Origin of the sequence: Streptomyces sp. NPDC006134, from assembly GCF_040628835.1 — a bacterium.
GTDB lineage: Bacteria > Actinomycetota > Actinomycetes > Streptomycetales > Streptomycetaceae > Streptomyces.
The window spans coordinates 39,218-54,495 of the sequence record NZ_JBEXTV010000008.1; the positions used below are offsets into that span (position 1 = coordinate 39,218).

Annotated in this window: 12 protein-coding genes; 6 read left to right on the forward strand and 6 right to left on the reverse strand. The window is 73.1% G+C overall.

The genetic code is table 11. From position 1 onward, the window contains the following. Positions 1 to 129: 129 nt before the first annotated feature. From ABZ340_RS07200 to ABZ340_RS07210, 3 genes are all read right to left on the reverse strand, one after another. Positions 130 to 1,122, reverse strand: coding sequence for a small ribosomal subunit Rsm22 family protein (locus tag ABZ340_RS07200; protein WP_358780751.1), 993 nt, complete (start codon positions 1,120 to 1,122; stop codon positions 130 to 132). 556 nt (positions 1,123 to 1,678) lie between these two features. After that, positions 1,679 to 2,794 (reverse strand): serine hydrolase domain-containing protein, encoded by a 1,116-nt coding sequence (locus ABZ340_RS07205; protein WP_358780891.1) that lies wholly within the window; start codon positions 2,792 to 2,794, stop codon positions 1,679 to 1,681. Between the two features lie 11 nt (positions 2,795 to 2,805). After that, complete coding sequence (locus ABZ340_RS07210) at positions 2,806 to 4,200, reverse strand: multidrug effflux MFS transporter (protein WP_358780892.1); 1,395 nt, start codon at positions 4,198 to 4,200, stop codon at positions 2,806 to 2,808. Between the two features lie 259 nt (positions 4,201 to 4,459). Between ABZ340_RS07210 and ABZ340_RS07215 the strand changes: the two genes are divergently transcribed. Beyond that, a complete protein-coding gene (locus tag ABZ340_RS07215) occupies positions 4,460 to 5,530 on the forward strand; it encodes a Gfo/Idh/MocA family oxidoreductase (protein WP_358780752.1) in 1,071 nt (356 codons plus the stop codon). On the opposite strand, the gene ABZ340_RS07220 is transcribed toward ABZ340_RS07215, so the two are convergent. Next, on the reverse strand, positions 5,517 to 7,160 hold the full coding sequence (locus ABZ340_RS07220) for an alkaline phosphatase D family protein (protein ID WP_358780753.1): 1,644 nt from the start codon (positions 7,158 to 7,160) through the stop codon (positions 5,517 to 5,519). The two genes, ABZ340_RS07215 and ABZ340_RS07220, sit on opposite strands and share 14 nt — an antisense overlap. A gap of 143 nt (positions 7,161 to 7,303) precedes the next feature. Between ABZ340_RS07220 and ABZ340_RS07225 the strand changes: the two genes are divergently transcribed. Continuing rightward, complete coding sequence (locus ABZ340_RS07225; protein ID WP_358780754.1) at positions 7,304 to 8,083, forward strand: SDR family oxidoreductase; 780 nt, start codon at positions 7,304 to 7,306, stop codon at positions 8,081 to 8,083. A gap of 396 nt (positions 8,084 to 8,479) precedes the next feature. Here ABZ340_RS07225 and ABZ340_RS07230 read toward each other — a convergent pair whose 3' ends face one another. After that, positions 8,480 to 9,463, reverse strand: coding sequence for an aldo/keto reductase (locus tag ABZ340_RS07230; protein ID WP_358780755.1), 984 nt, complete (start codon positions 9,461 to 9,463; stop codon positions 8,480 to 8,482). Between the two features lie 166 nt (positions 9,464 to 9,629). After that, the gene (locus tag ABZ340_RS07235; protein WP_358780756.1) at positions 9,630 to 9,956 is read right to left on the reverse strand and encodes a nuclear transport factor 2 family protein; all 327 of its coding nucleotides are present in this window, start codon (positions 9,954 to 9,956) and stop codon (positions 9,630 to 9,632) included. A 124-nt stretch (positions 9,957 to 10,080) separates the two neighbouring features. Here ABZ340_RS07235 and ABZ340_RS07240 point away from each other — a divergent pair, with 124 nt between their 5' ends. From ABZ340_RS07240 to aceE, 4 genes are all read left to right on the forward strand, one after another. Next, entirely contained in the window at positions 10,081 to 10,626 is a 546-nt protein-coding gene (locus ABZ340_RS07240) for a DoxX family membrane protein (RefSeq protein WP_358780757.1), read from the forward strand. Positions 10,627 to 10,677: 51 nt separating this feature from the next. Beyond that, the gene (locus tag ABZ340_RS07245; protein WP_358780758.1) at positions 10,678 to 11,040 is read left to right on the forward strand and encodes a MazG-like family protein; all 363 of its coding nucleotides are present in this window, start codon (positions 10,678 to 10,680) and stop codon (positions 11,038 to 11,040) included. A 258-nt stretch (positions 11,041 to 11,298) separates the two neighbouring features. Continuing rightward, positions 11,299 to 12,024 (forward strand): GntR family transcriptional regulator, encoded by a 726-nt coding sequence (locus tag ABZ340_RS07250; RefSeq protein ID WP_358780759.1) that lies wholly within the window; start codon positions 11,299 to 11,301, stop codon positions 12,022 to 12,024. Positions 12,025 to 12,238: 214 nt separating this feature from the next. Further along, a complete protein-coding gene (gene aceE / locus ABZ340_RS07255) occupies positions 12,239 to 15,094 on the forward strand; it encodes a pyruvate dehydrogenase (acetyl-transferring), homodimeric type (protein WP_358780760.1) in 2,856 nt (951 codons plus the stop codon). Positions 15,095 to 15,278: the final 184 nt, after the last annotated feature.

The following is a 15,278-nucleotide window of genomic DNA, read 5'->3' on the forward strand; positions in this document are numbered from 1 at the left end:
GGGAGCGGAGAGAGCGAAAGGGGCAGCGGGGGCGAGAGGGGTGACGGCGGGAGCGAGAGGAGCGGCGGGCCGTCCTGAGCGGGAGGGCTTCCAGGCCGACGCGGACGTTCCGGGAGCCAGGCAGCCGTCCTACCGGCGGTCCGCCGGCGGCCAGGGGTCGCCCCAGTCCGCGTCGCGGGCCGCCTTGTAGAGGTCGCCGTGGCGTTTGGTGACCGTGGCCCGGCGGAGCGCCGGTTCGGTCTCGCAGAGGTCGAGCAGCACCTGGCCCTTGCGGATCTGCGGCCTGCGGACCACGCGGGACGAGGCCGGCGCGACCGGGAAGCGGGCCGCCGCGACGTAGCTGAACTTCTCGTCCTCGTAGGCGAGGGATCCGCCCTTGACCTGGCGGTGCAGGGAGGAACGGCTGACCCGGGCCGAGAAGTGGCACCAGTCCGTGCCGGGCGCGATGGGACAGGAGTCGCTGTGCGGGCAGGGGGCGGCGACGTGGAAGCCCGCGGCGACCAGGCGGTCGCGGGCCTCGATGACGCGGGCGTAACCGTCGGGAGTGCCCGGCTCGACGATCACGACGGCCTGCGCGGCGGACGCGGCGGCGTCGACGAGGGCGGCGCGGTCGGGTGCGGTCAGCTCGTTGAGGACATAGGAGACGGTGACGAGATCGGTGCTCTCCAGGGTGAGCGCCGCTCCGATCCGAGAGCGCCGCCATGCGACGTCTTCGAGAGAGGGGTTGGCGGCGGCGATCTCCCGGCCGAGGGCGAGTGCCGGCTCGGCCCAGTCGAGCACGGTGACCGGGCGGGCACCGTCCCACGTGGCGCTGACGGCCCAGGTCGCCGCACCGGTCCCGCCACCGACGTCGACATGACTGCCGGGCACCCAGGCGGGCACGGCCTGCGCGAACGCCGTGAGCGCCGACCTCACCGCCTCGAAGGTCGCGGGCATCCGGTAGGCGGCGTAGGCGACCACGTCCGCGCGGTCCCGAAGGATCGGCGCGTCGGTCGGGGTGGCGCCCCGGTAGTTGGCGATCAGCCGCTCCACGGCCTGCGCGGCCTGCCGCGGCGGCAGCCCGTCGAGCAGCCCGGCGAGGGCGGCACGCAGGGTTTCGGCTGGGGATACGGGAGCGGTCACCCGGTGATTCTACGGGGGTGTCGCTCGCGCGAGCACTGCTCTCATTCGAGGTCGCCGCTCTCGTTCGAGGTCGTCGCTCTCGCTCGAGGCCGCCGCCCTCATTCGAGGTCGTCGCTCTCGTTCGAGGCCACCGCTCTCATTCGAGGTCGCCGCTCTCCTCTGAGATCGCCACTCTCCTCCGAGGGCGCCGCTCTCCCTCAAGGGCGACATTCTCCCTCGAAGGCGTCGCTCTCCTCCGAGCGCCCCGCTCACCCTTGAGAGCGCCGATCTCCTTTGAGGACGGCGCTCCTTTTTGAAGGCGCCGACTCCGCGAGATCGCCGCTCCCCTTCAAGAGCGTCGCCCCCCTTCAAGAGCGTCGCCCCCCTTCGAGAGCACCGCTCACCTTCGGGGTCACCTCTCTTCGAAGTCAGCGCTCCTCTTTGAGGTCAGCGCTCCCCTTTGCAATCGCCGCTCCTCTCCGAGATCAACACTCACTTCAGAGATCAGCGCTCACTTCAGAGATCACCGCTCCCCTCCGTGAGCACCACCCTCATCCCCCACCTCCCCCACCTCCCCTCACCTCTCCCTCACCGCCCGTGCCATCCGGCTCCCCGCCGCCGCGCGCGGCGCGTTGTCCGGTCGTCGCCGGCGGGGATGCACCGCGTTCGCCAGCAGCACGAGGAACGTGTCCGTCGCCCGGTCCAGGACCAGCATCGTGCCCGTGAACCCGGTGTGCCCGGCCGCTCCCCGCCCCGCCAACTCCCCCATGAACCAGGGCTGGTCGAGGGCGAAGCCCAGTCCCGGCGGGGTCAGGAGCAGCTCCACGAAGTCGGGACCGAGGATGCGGGCGGTCCCGTACGCGCCGCCCGCCAGCAGGGCGCGGCAGAACACGGCCAGGTCCCGCCCGGTGGAGAACAGCCCCGCGTGGCCGGCCACGCCGCCCAGCGCCCACGCGTTCTCGTCGTGGACGACGCCGCGCAGCATCCCCCGGTCCGCCTTGGCCCACGGCCGCCGCTGGTCCTCGGTGGCCGCCGCGCCCGGGCACGGGCCGAAGCGCGTCGCGGTCATGCCCAGCGGGCGGGTGATCCCGTCACGGACGAGGACGTCGAGAGTGCGGCCGGTGACGCGTTCCAGGACGTGCTGGAGGAGCAGCATGTTCAGGTCGGAGTAGCAGTATGTGCCGGGTACGCCCACCGGTGGCTCCGCCTTCAGCCGGGCCAGCCGTTCCCCGTCGTCGGCGCAGTCGTACAGCGGGAGTTCGGGCCGCAGGCCGGAGGTGTGCGTGAGCAACTGCCGTACGGTGATGCCGTGCCGGGCGGCGGCGTGGAACTCCGGGAGGTAGGCGCCGACCCTGGCGTCGATGCCGAGCGTGCCCCGCTCGATCTGCTGCACGGCGGCGACGGACGTGAACAGCTTGGTGAGGGAGGCCAGGTCGAAGGGTGTGCCGACGGTCATCGGCACGCGGGAGGCGGCCGGCAGCTCCACGCCCGTGTCGGTCCGCGGGTCGTACGAGGCGTACCGTACGGCCCAGCCCGCCGCCTCCTCCACGGCCAGTACCGGGCCGCGCCCGGCGACCACGACGGCGCCCGCGGCCCAGGGGCGTTCGCCGGTGGTGAGGTCGTGGACGTCCTCGACGAGGTGGCGCAGCTGCCGGGGGTCGAGTCCGGCCCGCCCCGGCGTGTCGCTGCGCAGTCTCGGCACGCTCAGCTGTCCTCCCCGGTCCTCTCGGCCTTCTCTGCCCTCTTGGTGCTCTCGGGCCTCTCGGTCCCCTCGGCCCTCTCGGTGTTCCCCGCGCGGACGGGTTCTCCGCCCTCCGCGGTGGCCCGTCCCTTCCCCTGACGGCACATTCCCGCGAAGCAGGCCAGTGCCACCAGCGCCGCGACCAGCTGGACGACGGCCATCGGCACGGCGGTGTCCTCGCCGGCGATGCCGACGAGCGGGGAGGCGACCGCGCCGATGAGGAAGGAGGAGGTGCCCAGCAGCGCGGAGGCGGAGCCGGCGGCGTGCCGGACCCGCATCAGGGCGAGAGTCTGGGTGTTGGGCAGGGTGATGCCCATGGCGGACATCAGCACGAACAGCGCGGCGGCGATCGGCGCCAGCCCCACCTCGCCGAAGACGCCCAGGGACATCAGCAGCAGCGCGGTGGCGGCGGCGATGACGACCGCGAGGCCGATGCCGAGCACCCGGTCCAGGCCCACCCTGCCGACCAGCACCTTGCCGTTGATCTGCCCGACGGCGACCAGGCCGATGGAGTTGAGGCCGAACAGCAGGCTGAACGTCTGCGGGGAGGCGCCGTAGATCTCCTGGACCACGTACGGCGAGGCCGAGATGTAGGCGAACAGCGAGGCGAAGGCGAAGCCGCCGGCGAGCATGTACCCGGTGAAGGCGCGGTCGGCGAGCAGGGTCCGCATCGAGCCGAGGGCGTCGCGGACGCCGCCGCCGTGGCGTTCGGCCGGCGGCAGGGTCTCGGGGAGCTTCGCCCAGACGATCCCGCCCAGCAGCACCCCGACCACCGTGAGGAGGACGAACACGCCCCGCCAGTCCGTCACCCGCAGGATCTGCCCGCCGACGAGCGGTGCGACGACCGGGGCCACGCCCGAGATCAGCATGAGGGTGGAGAAGAAGCGGGCCATGGCCACGCCGTCGTACAGATCGCGGGCGACGGCCCGGGCGATGACGATGCCGGCGGCGCCCGCGAGGCCCTGCGCCAGGCGGAAGGCGACGAGGAGTTCGACGGTGGGCGCGAGCGCGCACAGGACGGTGGCGACGACGTAGACGGCGAGGCCGGCGAGGAGCGGGCGCCGCCGCCCCCACCGGTCGCTCATCGGGCCGACCACGATCTGCCCGAGGGCCATGCCGGCCAGGCAGGCGGTGAGGGTGAGCTGGACGGTGGCGGCGGGTGCGTGCAGGGCCTCGGTGACCTCCGGCAGCGCGGGGAGGTACATGTCCATCGCCAGCGGGGGTGTGGCGGTGAGGCCGCCGAGGATCAGTGTGACGAGCAGGCTGGTGCGGCGGGGGCCGCGCAGCGCGTCGGCGGCCGGTTCCGTCGCCGGTCCGGCCGCCTGCCCGGTCTTCTTCTGTGACGTCTTCTGCGACATCTTCTGTGACGCCTTCTGCGTCGTCTGCTGCGTCGTCTTCTGTGACGCCTTCTGCGTCGTCTTCTGTGACGTCTTCCGCGGTGCCTGCTGCGGGGTCTTCTGTGCTGTCTCCTGTGGCGTGTTCGGTATCGATGCCCTGTGTTCGGGCATGTGCCCCTCCCTCTTCGACAGATCCGGCACCTATGCTCTCAGCTCGTGCCGAGGACCCGCAGGACGGCTTGTGGGGACGTGTACGAACGTGAGCGAGGGTGGGGACAGGGTGTCGGAAGAGAAAGTGCGCTGGGGAATCCTGGCGACCGGGGGGATCGCGGCGGCGTTCACGGCGGACCTCGTCGATCTGCCGGACGCGGAGATCGTGGCGGTGGCCTCGCGGACGGAGGAGGCGGCGCGGGCGTTCGCCGGACGGTTCGGGGTGCCGCGGGCGTACGGCGACTGGGCGGGGCTGGCGGCGGACGAGGACGTCGACGTCGTGTACGTGGCGACCCCGCACGCGGCGCACCGGGCGGCGGCCGGCCTGTGCCTGGAGGCGGGCCGGAACGTGCTGTGCGAGAAGCCGTTCACGCTGAACGTGCGCGAGGCCGCGGAGCTGGTGACGCTGGCGCGGGCGCGTGGCCGCTTCCTGATGGAGGCGATGTGGATGTACTGCAACCCGCTGGTGCGCCGGCTGAAGGCGCTGGTGGACGACGGGGCGATCGGGGAAGTGCGCACGGTGCAGGCCGACTTCGGGCTGTCCGGGCCTTTCCCGCCTTCGCACCGGCTGCGGGACCCGGCGCAGGGCGGGGGCGCGCTGCTCGACCTCGGTGTGTATCCGGTGTCGTTCGCGCAGTTGCTGCTCGGGGAGCCGTCGGACGTGGCGGCGCGAGCGGTGCTCTCGCCGGAGGGCGTCGATCTCCAGACGGGTGCGCTGCTCTCCTGGGAGAGCGGCGCTCTTGCTTCGGTGCACTGCTCCCTCGTCGGGGGTACGGCGACGTCGGCGTCGGTCACCGGCTCGCTGGGCCGCATCGACCTTCCGTCCGGCTTCTTCGACCCGGACCGGTTCGTACTGCACCGGGACGGCCGCGAACCGGAGGAGTTCGCGGCCGATCCGGCCGACGGCCCCCGGGCCGGCTACCGGCACGAGGCCCGGGAGGTGATGCGGGCGCTGCGCGCCGGGGAGACCGAGTCCCCGCTCGTCCCGCTCGACGGCACGCTCGCCGTGATGCGGACGCTCGACACGATCCGTGACCGCGTCGGCGTCCGCTACCCGGCCGAGACCGCCGACGCCGAAGCCATGGTCGGCGGTACCGGTGGGGCCGGCGGGACGGAGGACGCCGTCGTCACGCCGGCTTGAGGCCCTGGTCGCCCACCTCCGTCACGAAGGAGGCCGCAGTGGTGAGCGGCGCGCCCTGCGTCGTCACGTGGGACACCGTCTTGTAGTCGGCCCGCGCCAGCTCCCGGCCGAGGGACACCGTCACGTAGCCGCGCCGCCCGTTGAAGAACCTCATGTGCGGGTTGGCGGTCATGAGGGTGTCCCAGTTGGACGGCTTCTCCGCGCCGTCGCGGCCGCTGGTGACGGAGGTGGTGACGATCTCCGTGCCGATGGTCTTGGAGCCGGGGTCGGAGAAGTCGCGCTTGATGTCGAAGGCGTAGTGCACGTGCACGTCGCCGGTGAGGACCATCAGGTTCTCGACACCGGCGGCCTGCGCGCCGGCCAGCACCCGTTCGCGGGAGGCCGGGTAGCCGTCCCAGGAGTCCATGGAGACCTTGGACGGCAGGGTGGTGGAGTTGTACCGCCGGGAGAAGGTGACCTGCTGGGGCACCACGTTCCACACGGCGTCCGACCGGTGCCAGCCGTTGATCAGCCAGCGTTCCTGGGCGTCGCCGGTCAGCGTGCGGCTCGGGTCCTCCGACTCGGGGCCGGAGTACTGCCAGCCGTCGCCGTAGGCCTGGTTGGAGCGGTACTGGCGGGTGTCGAGCACGTCGAACTGCGCCAGCCGGCCCCAGTGCAGGCGGCGGTAGAGCTTCAGGTCGGGGCCCTCGGGGAGCTGGGGGCGGCGCAGCGGCATGTTCTCCCAGTAGGCCCGGTAGGCGGCGGCCCGGCGCAGCAGGAACTCCTCCGGCGGGACGCTGTTCTCGGGGGTGTCGTCCGCGTAGTTGTTCTCGGTCTCGTGGTCGTCCCAGGTGACGACGAAGGGGTGCGCGGCGTGCGCGGCCCGCAGGTCGGGGTCCGACTTGTACAGGGCGTACCGCAGGCGGTAGTCCTCCAGCGTCACCGTCTCGCGGTTGAACTCCGCGGGCAGGGTGCCGGTGGGGTAGACGCGGGAGCCGCCGGCGGAGTTGACGGCGTACTCGTAGAGGTAGTCGCCGAGGTGGAAGACGACGTCCACGTCCTCCTCGGCCAGGTGCTTGTAGGCCGTGTAGTAGCCCTCGTCGTACTTCTGGCAGGAGACCAGGCCGAAGCTGAGGCCGGCCCCGGCCCGGCTGCCGCGGGCGGGGGCGGTGCGGGTGCGGCCGGCCGGGCTGACCCAGCTGCCCGCGCGGAAGCGGTAGTAGTACACGTGGGCGGGCGCGAGGTGGCCGACCTCGACGTGCACGGTGTGGTCGAACTCCGGGTGGGCGGTGGCCCGGCCGCGTCTGACGACCCGGCGGAACCGTTCGTCGAGGGCCAGTTCCCAGGTGACGGTGACCCGCTGGGCGGGCAGTCCGCCGTCGGGCTGGTACGGGGCGGGGGCCAGGCGCGTCCACAGCAGGACGGAGTCGGGCAGCGGGTCGCCGGAGGCGACGCCGAGGGTGAACGGGTCGTCGGTGATCCGGGCGGCGTCGAGTTCGGCGGCGCTCGCGGCGCCCGCGGCCGGCAGGTTCACCGCGAAGGCGAGCGCGGCGGCGGCGCCGGTGGTGGTCAGGAAGCGGCGGCGGCCGAAGTGCCGTGCGGCGGCGCGCAGTTCCGGGGTGTGCTGTGACGGACGGTCTGCGGGTGTCATCCGGTCCTCCCCTGGCGAACCTCATGAATAGGTGCAAGGGGCATTGGATTCGCCGGAGACGACCACCGATTGGCACGTACACAACATCCGCATGGCGGGCGGATGAGTTCCGGATGGCGGACCTTCCCGTACGCTGCGGGCGCATGAATGCCATGCAAACGAACCGGCCGGACACCGGCTCCCGGATCGCCGTGGTGACCGGTGCGGGGTCCGGCATCGGCCGCGCGGTCGCCGTCGAACTGCTGCGCGCGGGCTGGTCGCTGGCCCTGGCCGGCCGCCGCCCCGAGACGCTGGAGGAGACGGCCGCCCTCGTGCCGGGCGGCACCGCACTCACCGTCCGCGCCGACGTGTCACGGCCGGAGGACGTGACGGCCCTGTTCGACGCCGTGCGCGACCGCTTCGGGCGGCTGGACCTGCTGTTCAACAACGCGGGGACGTTCGGGCCGGGCGGCGTGCCGGTCGAGGAACTGTCCTACGACGCCTGGCGGCACGTGGTGGACACCAACCTCAACGGGGCGTTCCTGTGCGCGCAGGCGGCGTACCGGCAGATGAAGGAGCAGGAGCCGCAGGGCGGCCGGATCATCAACAACGGTTCGATCTCGGCGCACACACCCCGTCCGCACTCGGTGGCGTACACCGCGACCAAGCACGCGCTGACGGGCCTGACCAAGTCGCTGTCGCTGGACGGCCGGCGCCACAACATCGCGGTGGGCCAGATCGACATCGGCAACGCGGCGACCGACATGACGGCGCGGATGCAGACGGGCGCCCTCCAGGCCAACGGCGAGATCGCGCCGGAGCCGGTGATGGACGTCGCCGACGTGGCGCGCACGGTGCGGCACATGGCGGAGCTGCCGCTGGAGGCCAACGTGCAGTTCGCGACGGTGCTGGCGACGGCGATGCCGTACATCGGACGGGGCTGAGGCGGCGCCACCCCGCCCCGCGGACGCGCGCGGCCCTCGATCCGCACAAGCGGAGTTGCAGCTTCCGCACTATCGCGGCCGGTGACGGGCTTATGCTCGACTCCCCCGCACCGAAGCTTCACACTTGGGGCACTGGTCTTCCGCAAGCCATACCGAGGGGGGAAGACGGCAGCCGTCCCACCGCACCGGCCGGGGGTGGACCCGCGGGACCGCGGGTGCACGCCGGTGCGTGGGACGGCTGCCGCACACCTGGTCGCGTCGAGTTTCGTCGCGACGAGTTCCCTCTCGTCGAGTTCCCTCTCGTCGAATCTCGTCTCGTCGCGCCTCCTCTCCTCGCGCCTCCTCTCCTCGCGTCGCGCGGCCGCACGCGGAGGTGGTCACCGCGCGCAGGAGCGGTCACCGCCCGAGGATGCGCTCCACCTCCGCCATCTGCTCCCCGCCGAGCGGTCCCTTCTCCAGCGCGCCCGCGTTCTCCTCGGCCTGCGCGACCGAACGGAACCCGGGGATGGGCACGGCCCGCGGGCTGCGCGCCCACAGCCAGGCCAGGGCGCCCTGGGCGGGCGTACGGCCGTCGCTGGTGAGGACGTCCCGGAGCGCGTCGACGCGGGCCAGCCACGCGGGATCGGCGCCCGAGTCGTCGAAGCCCTGGAGCCAGAAGGGCGGCCGGCTGCGGATGTCTCCCGCCTCCAGCGGCCGGTGGGCCCGGCGCCTCCCGCTCAGCAGCCCCATCGCGAGCGGGCTGCGGATGACGGAGGCGAGGCCCGTCTCCTCGCCGAGCGCGAACATCTCCGGCGCGTCCTGGAGCACGTTGGCCATGTGCTGGACGGCCGCGCAGTGCTCCCCTCGCGCGAACACGGCCGCCCGCTCCGGGTCGTCGGTGCTCCAGGCGTAGGCGCGGATGAGCCCTTCCCGTACGAACTCCTCGCACACGTCGCGCAGTTCGGCGGCGCGCGCCGGGTCCGCGTCGGCGATGTGCAGCTGGTAGAGGTCGATGCGGTCGGTGCCGAGGCGGCGCAGGGAGGCGGTCAGCGCGCGGCGGGCGTGCTCCGGGGAGTCGTCGCTGCCGGTGAGGGTGCGGGTGTCCTCGTCGAAGACGTTGCCCCACTTGGTGGCGACGACGGCATCGTCCCTGCGCTTGCCGAGGGCGCGGCCCAGGACGCGCTCGCTGTGCCCGGTGCCGTAGACGTCGGCGGTGTCGAAGAAGGTGACGCCGAGGTCGAGGGCGCGCCGGATCGCCCGCACGGACTCCTCGTCGTCCACCTTCCCCCAGCCCAGCGGCTGCCCGTCGGCGTCCTGCCACTCCCCGCCGATCGCCCAGCACCCGAACCCGAGGGCGCTCACCTCGATACCGCTGCGTCCCAGGACGCGTGTGGTTTCCATGCCCGGAACGCTAGGAGTTGGAGCGCGCGCCAAGGCAAGGTCTTCGGGAACCTTTCTTCGAGCTGCCGGGTCCGCGGGTCTCCGGCCCCGGACCCGGACCCTGACTCCTGCCCCTCGGCCCCGGCCCCAGCCCCGGCCCCGGACTCCTGCCCTTCGCCCCCGGCCGTCAGGCCTGCCCGGTCTCGAAGCGGGAGATCCGGCCGTCCTCGTCGACGGTGAAGCTCCACCGGGTGCGCATCTCGCCCCAGGTGTCGTTGCGGTAGTGGGCGAGCAGGGCCCGGCCGCCGTTGGACTCCCGGTCGACTTCCAGGTGGCCGTTGGAGGAGAAGATCTCCCGGTCGATCCAGTCGTCGAGGTCGTGGTCCAGGCCGTCGTCGGCCATCGTGGCGCCGGGCGCGAGCAGCGCCAGGAAGGCCTCGCGGTCATGGGCGTTGACGGCGGCGACGAAGGCGCGGACGGCGGGGTCGCTGAGGCGGGTGGTCTGAATCGTCATGCCGGTCAGCGTCACACCGGCCGCCGGGCCCCGCCACCCGAACGGCACCCAGGGCGGGCCCGCCGGGCACCGGCGGTGCGACGGTGGAGGGGCGAGGGGACCGCCGTCCGCCGAGGGAGCCGACGTGAACTGTTACGACCGACGTGATCTGGGACTGCTGCTGCTCCGTCTGGGCACCGGTGGCGTGCTGGCCGCGCACGGGGCGCAGAAGCTGTTCGGCTGGTTCGGGGGCGGCGGCCTCGAGGGGACCGGCCAGGCCATGGAGTCGATGGGCTATGCGCCGGGCCGGGCGAGCGCCATGGCCGCGGGCCTGGCGGAGGCGGGGGGCGGCGCGCTGCTCGCTCTGGGCCTGGCCACCCCGGCCGCGGGCGCGGCGGCGGCCGGCGCGATGGCGGGCGCCGCCGCGGTGCACGCCCCGAACGGCTTCTTCGCCCAGTCCGGGGGCTACGAGTACGCGGTGTCCCTCGGCCTGACCGCCGCCGGTCTCGCCGTCACCGGGCCCGGCCGCCTCTCCGTGGACCACGCGCTCGGTCACGCGGTCAACCGCGGCTGGATGGTGCCGGCGGCGTTCGCGGCGGTGGGCGCGGGCACGGCGCTGGTGATCGGGGCGCGGAACCGGCGGCTGCGGAGGGCGACGGAAGGCACGCAGGAACCTCTGTTCGAGGAATGACCTGCCGGTCTCCCCGACACGCACGACCGCCCGCGTGGCAGGCTGCCCCGCATGAACGACCGCATCCCCCCTCTCCCCGCCCCCGCCCCCGCCCCGGCCGGGCCCGGCCTCTGGGACACCGTCGACGCCCTGTGGCGGTGGCTGGAGGCGAGCCGACCGGCCGACGGCGAGGAGGAGGTGCTGTTGCGCGTGCTGAAGCTGTCGGAGGAGGTCGGCGAGGTGTCCCAGGCGGTGATCGGCGCGACCGGCCAGAACCCACGCAAGGGCGTCACCCACACCTGGGAGGACGTCCAGTCCGAGCTGTGCGACGTCGTGATCACGGCGCTGGTGACCCTGCGCACGCTCACCCCCGAGGCGCGGGAGGTCTTCACCCGTCACCTGAACCGGGTCAGGGAACGCTCGCTCGGCGGCTGAGCGGGCGGTGGCGCACCGGGCGGCACCGCAGGTGGCGAGGTGGCGGGGGTCGGCGTACCTGCCGTCCCCCGCACCGCCGTACGGCAGAGGGCGCCCGTGGCGCCGGTGAGAAATCCGAAGGTCGCGAGGCCGGGCCCACACCCGGCGCACGGAGCGGACCGACCCGTGGGGCGATCCGTCTGCGCGGTTCGTCGTGTTCCCGTACCGTAGCGGATGATCGATCATTGCTCAAACATCCTGAGAAGACCCGGAGTCGAGATGCCCTCCCTCCCCACCCCCGCCCACCCGGAGCCACCGGACAAGGCTCCGCCCCCGAACCGCACGCCCCTGAACCGCGTTCCCTCGAACCACGCGCCCCTGAACCGCGCACCCCTGCACGAGCAGGTCCGGCGCTTCCTGCTGGACGGCCTGGTCGCCGGCCGCTGGGAGCCCGGGGACCGGATCGTGGAACGCAGGATCGCCCTGGAGCTCGGCATCAGCCAGGCCCCGGTGCGCGAGGCCCTGCGCGAGCTGGAGACGATGGAACTGGTCCGCTCCGCGCCCAACCGGGGGGTCACGGTCAGGGAGTTGTCCCTCGAACGGCTCCGGGACGTCTACCTGGTGCGGGCCGCGCTGGAGCGCCGGGCCGCGGAGCTGGCGGCCCGGCGCATGGCCGGCGAGGTCGGCGCCCTGGAGCGACACCTGGCCGCGATGACACGGGCCGCCGAGCGGGCCGACCTGGAGGCGCAGATCACCCACGCGGTCGCCTTCCACCGGACGCTCGTGCACGCCTGCGGCAACCCGGTCCTGGTCCGGCACTGGGAGTGGCTGGGCGTGGAGGCGTGGACCCGCCTGTCCCTGCGCTGGCTGCGCACGGAGCCGCACGAGAACGTGGAGGACCACCAGGCGATCGTCGACGGCCTGCGCCGCCGGGACCCTTACATCGGGCGCCTGATGGAGCTGCACGTCATGGAGTACGCCGCACAGCCCACGGCCGAAAAATGATCGATCATTGAAAATTACTCACCAGTAAGCGTTGACCCATCCCCTCCACCCCTCCTAGCTTCTGCAATGAGAAAAAACCTTTCCGAACTCCGGAATACGCGAGGGCTCGTCGACGGAAGTCGGCCGATCCGACCCACAGGACCGGCCGCCAGGGGCACGGCGCCGTGATCACGGCCGCCCCTGATGCCACCCGAGTCGAGGAGGGACTGACCCCATGTCCCCGAAACACCAGCTGGACCAGTTGCCGGAGCCGGACCCCCAGGAAGTGGCCGAGTGGCTGGCCTCCGTGGACGGCGCCCTGCGCGCCGTGGGCCCGGAACGCACCGGACGGCTGCTGCGCCGGGTGGTCGACCACGCCCGGCGGTCGGGCGCGCCGCTCCCGCACCTGGCGACCACTCCGTACGTGAACACCATCCCGACCGCCGCCGAACCGCCCTACCCCGGCGACGAGGCGATGGAGGCGCGGATCACCGCGTGGAACCGCTGGAACGCGGCCGTCATGGTCACCCGCGGCAACGAACGCGGCGGCCTGGGCGGCCACATGGCCACCTACGCCTCCGCGGCCTGGCTGTACGAGGTGGGCTTCCAGCACTTCTTCAAGGGCAAGGACGCCGGGGACGCGGCCGGTTCGGGCGACCAGCTGTACGTCCAGGGCCACGCCTCCCCCGGCATCTACGCCCGCGCCTTCCTGGAGGGGCGGCTCGGCGAGTTCGAGCTGGACCGCTTCCGGATGGAGGCGAAAGGCGGCGGCCTGCCGTCGTACCCGCACCCCCGCCGCCTGCCGTGGCTGTGGGAGTTCCCGACCGTCTCCATGGGCCTGGGCCCGCTCTCCGCCGTCTACCAGGCGCGGTTCAACCGCTACCTGACCCACCGCGGCATCAAGGACACCTCCGGCTCGCACGTGTGGGCCTTCCTCGGCGACGGCGAGATGGACGAGCCCGAGTCGACCGCGGCCCTCGCGCTCGCCGCCCGCGAAGAGCTGGACAACCTCACCTTCGTGATCAACTGCAACCTCCAGCGCCTGGACGGCCCGGTCCGCGGCAACTTCAAGATCATGCAGGAGCTGGAGGCGCAGTTCCGGGCGGCCGGCTGGAACGTGGTCAAGGTGCCGTGGGGCGTGGAGTGGGACGGGCTGCTCGCCGCGGACTCCGAGGGGCTGCTGCTGGCCGCGCTGGACACGCTGCCGGACGGGCAGTTGCAGACGTTCGCCGCGCGCGACGGCGCCTACATCCGCGAGCGCCTGTTCGCCGGGCCGCTCGCGGCGCTGGCCGCGCCGTACTCCGACGCCGACCTGGCGCGGATCGTGGGCACCTCGCGCGGCGGCCACGAACCGCGCAAGGTGTACGCCGCGTACCGGGCGGCGCTCGCCCACCAGGGCGCCCCGACGGTGATCCTGGCCCAGACGGTCAAGGGCTGGACGCTGGGTCCGGGCTTCGAGTCCCGCAACGCCAACCACCAGATGAAGAAGCTCTCCGGCAAGGAGTTCCGCGCCATGCGGGACCTGCTGGAGCTGCCCATCCCGGACTCCCGTCTGGGCGAGGGCCTGGTCCCCTACGCCCACCCCGGCCCCGACTCCGACGAGGTCGCCTACCTGCGCGAACGCCGCCGCGCCCTGGGCGGCCCGACGCCCGAACGGCGGGTCCGGCACCGCCCGCTGCCCCCGCCCGCGGACAAGCCGTTCGCCGCGCTCGCCCAGGGCTCGGGCACCCAGGAGATCGCGACGACGATGGCCTTCGTCCGCCTGGTCAAGGACCTGATGCGGGACAAGGAGACGGGCCCGCGCTGGGTCCCCGTCGTCCCGGACGAGGCCCGCACCTTCGGCATGGAGTCGCTGTTCCCCTCCGCGGGGATCTACTCGCCGAAGGGCCAGACCTACGAACCGGTCGACCGCGACCAGCTCCTCTACTACAAGGAGAGCACCAGCGGCCAGATCCTCAACGAGGGCATCACCGAGGCCGGTTCGCTGGCCTCCTTCACGGCCGCCGCCACCTCGTACGCCACGCACGGCGAGCCGATGATCCCGTTCTACATCTTCTACTCGATGTTCGGCTGGCAGCGCACGGGCGACCAGTTCTGGGCGCTGGCCGACCAGCTCGGCCGCGGTTTCGTGGTCGGCGCCACCGCGGGCCGCACCACGATGACCGGCGAGGGCCTCCAGCACGCCGACGGCCACTCCCACCTCATCGCCTCCACCAACCCGGCCTGTCTGCCGTACGATCCCGCGTTCGCCTACGAGGTGGCGGTGATCGTGAAGGACGGTCTGCGCCGGATGTACGGCGAGGCCGCCGAGGACGTCTTCTACTACCTGACCGTCTACAACGAGCCCAAGGCGCAGCCGGCGATGCCCGCCGTCGAGGGCATCGAGGACGCCATCGTGCGCGGCCTGTACCGCTACCGGGAGTCCGGCCTCACCGACCCGGCGGCGCCCCGCGTCCAGCTGCTGGCCTCCGGTACGGCGATCCACTGGATCCTGGAGGCCCAGCGCCTGCTCGCGGAGGACTGGCAGGTGGCCGCCGACGTCTGGTCGGCTCCGTCCTGGACGCTGCTGCGCCGCGAGGCCATGGAGGCGGAGCGCGCCGGCCGCGTCCCGTACGTGACGGAGGCCCTCGGCCGCGGCTCCGGACCGGTCGTGGCGGTCTCCGACTGGATGCGCGCCGTCCCCGACCAGATCGCGCCGTGGGTTCCGCGCCGGTGGACCTCGCTGGGCACCGACGGGTTCGGCCTGTCCGACAGCCGCGCCCACGCCCGCCGGCACTTCGGCGTCGACGCCGAGTCCATCGTCGTCCACACCCTGCGCACGCTGGCGGCCGACGGCGCCGTCGACCCCGGCCTGCCGTCCCGCGCCGCGGCCCACTACGGCCTGCCCGCCTCCGGCGAGCCGGTCGCCGGGGACCCCGGGGCCGCCGGGGCCGCCGGGAACACCGGCACGGCGGACACCGACGTCTACGCCGGCCCGCTGGTGCGCCGGCTCGCCCGGGACAGCGGCGTGGACCTGTCCGCCGTCCGGGGCAGCGGCATCGGAGGCCGCGTCCGCAAACAGGACGTCCTCACCGCGCAGCGGGGCCGGTAGGGACCGGGCCGCCCTCGGGTCTCCGGCGGGCCCGGGGGCGGTGTCCCCCTCATGGTCCACACGCGGGCCGACCGGGATCAGGCGCGGGCGGGGAACGGGCCTGCCGTCGGCTGCGGCCCACGCGGAGATCTCCTCGAAGCCGGCGGCCTGCGAACCCATGACCGCGTACACGGGCCGGCGTTCT

Coding starts and splice junctions, on each gene's coding strand:
- ABZ340_RS07235 (WP_358780756.1), bottom strand. CDS start 9,956: ATGACGATTCAGACCACCCGCCTCAGCGACCCCGCCGTCCGCGCCTTC.
- ABZ340_RS07225 (WP_358780754.1), top strand. CDS start 7,304: ATGAATGCCATGCAAACGAACCGGCCGGACACCGGCTCCCGGATCGCC.
- ABZ340_RS07250 (WP_358780759.1), top strand. CDS start 11,299: ATGCCCTCCCTCCCCACCCCCGCCCACCCGGAGCCACCGGACAAGGCT.
- ABZ340_RS07245 (WP_358780758.1), top strand. CDS start 10,678: ATGAACGACCGCATCCCCCCTCTCCCCGCCCCCGCCCCCGCCCCGGCC.
- aceE (WP_358780760.1), top strand. CDS start 12,239: ATGTCCCCGAAACACCAGCTGGACCAGTTGCCGGAGCCGGACCCCCAG.
- ABZ340_RS07230 (WP_358780755.1), bottom strand. CDS start 9,463: ATGGAAACCACACGCGTCCTGGGACGCAGCGGTATCGAGGTGAGCGCC.
- ABZ340_RS07220 (WP_358780753.1), bottom strand. CDS start 7,160: ATGACACCCGCAGACCGTCCGTCACAGCACACCCCGGAACTGCGCGCC.
- ABZ340_RS07210 (WP_358780892.1), bottom strand. CDS start 4,200: ATGTCGCAGAAGACGTCACAGAAGAAGACCGGGCAGGCGGCCGGACCG.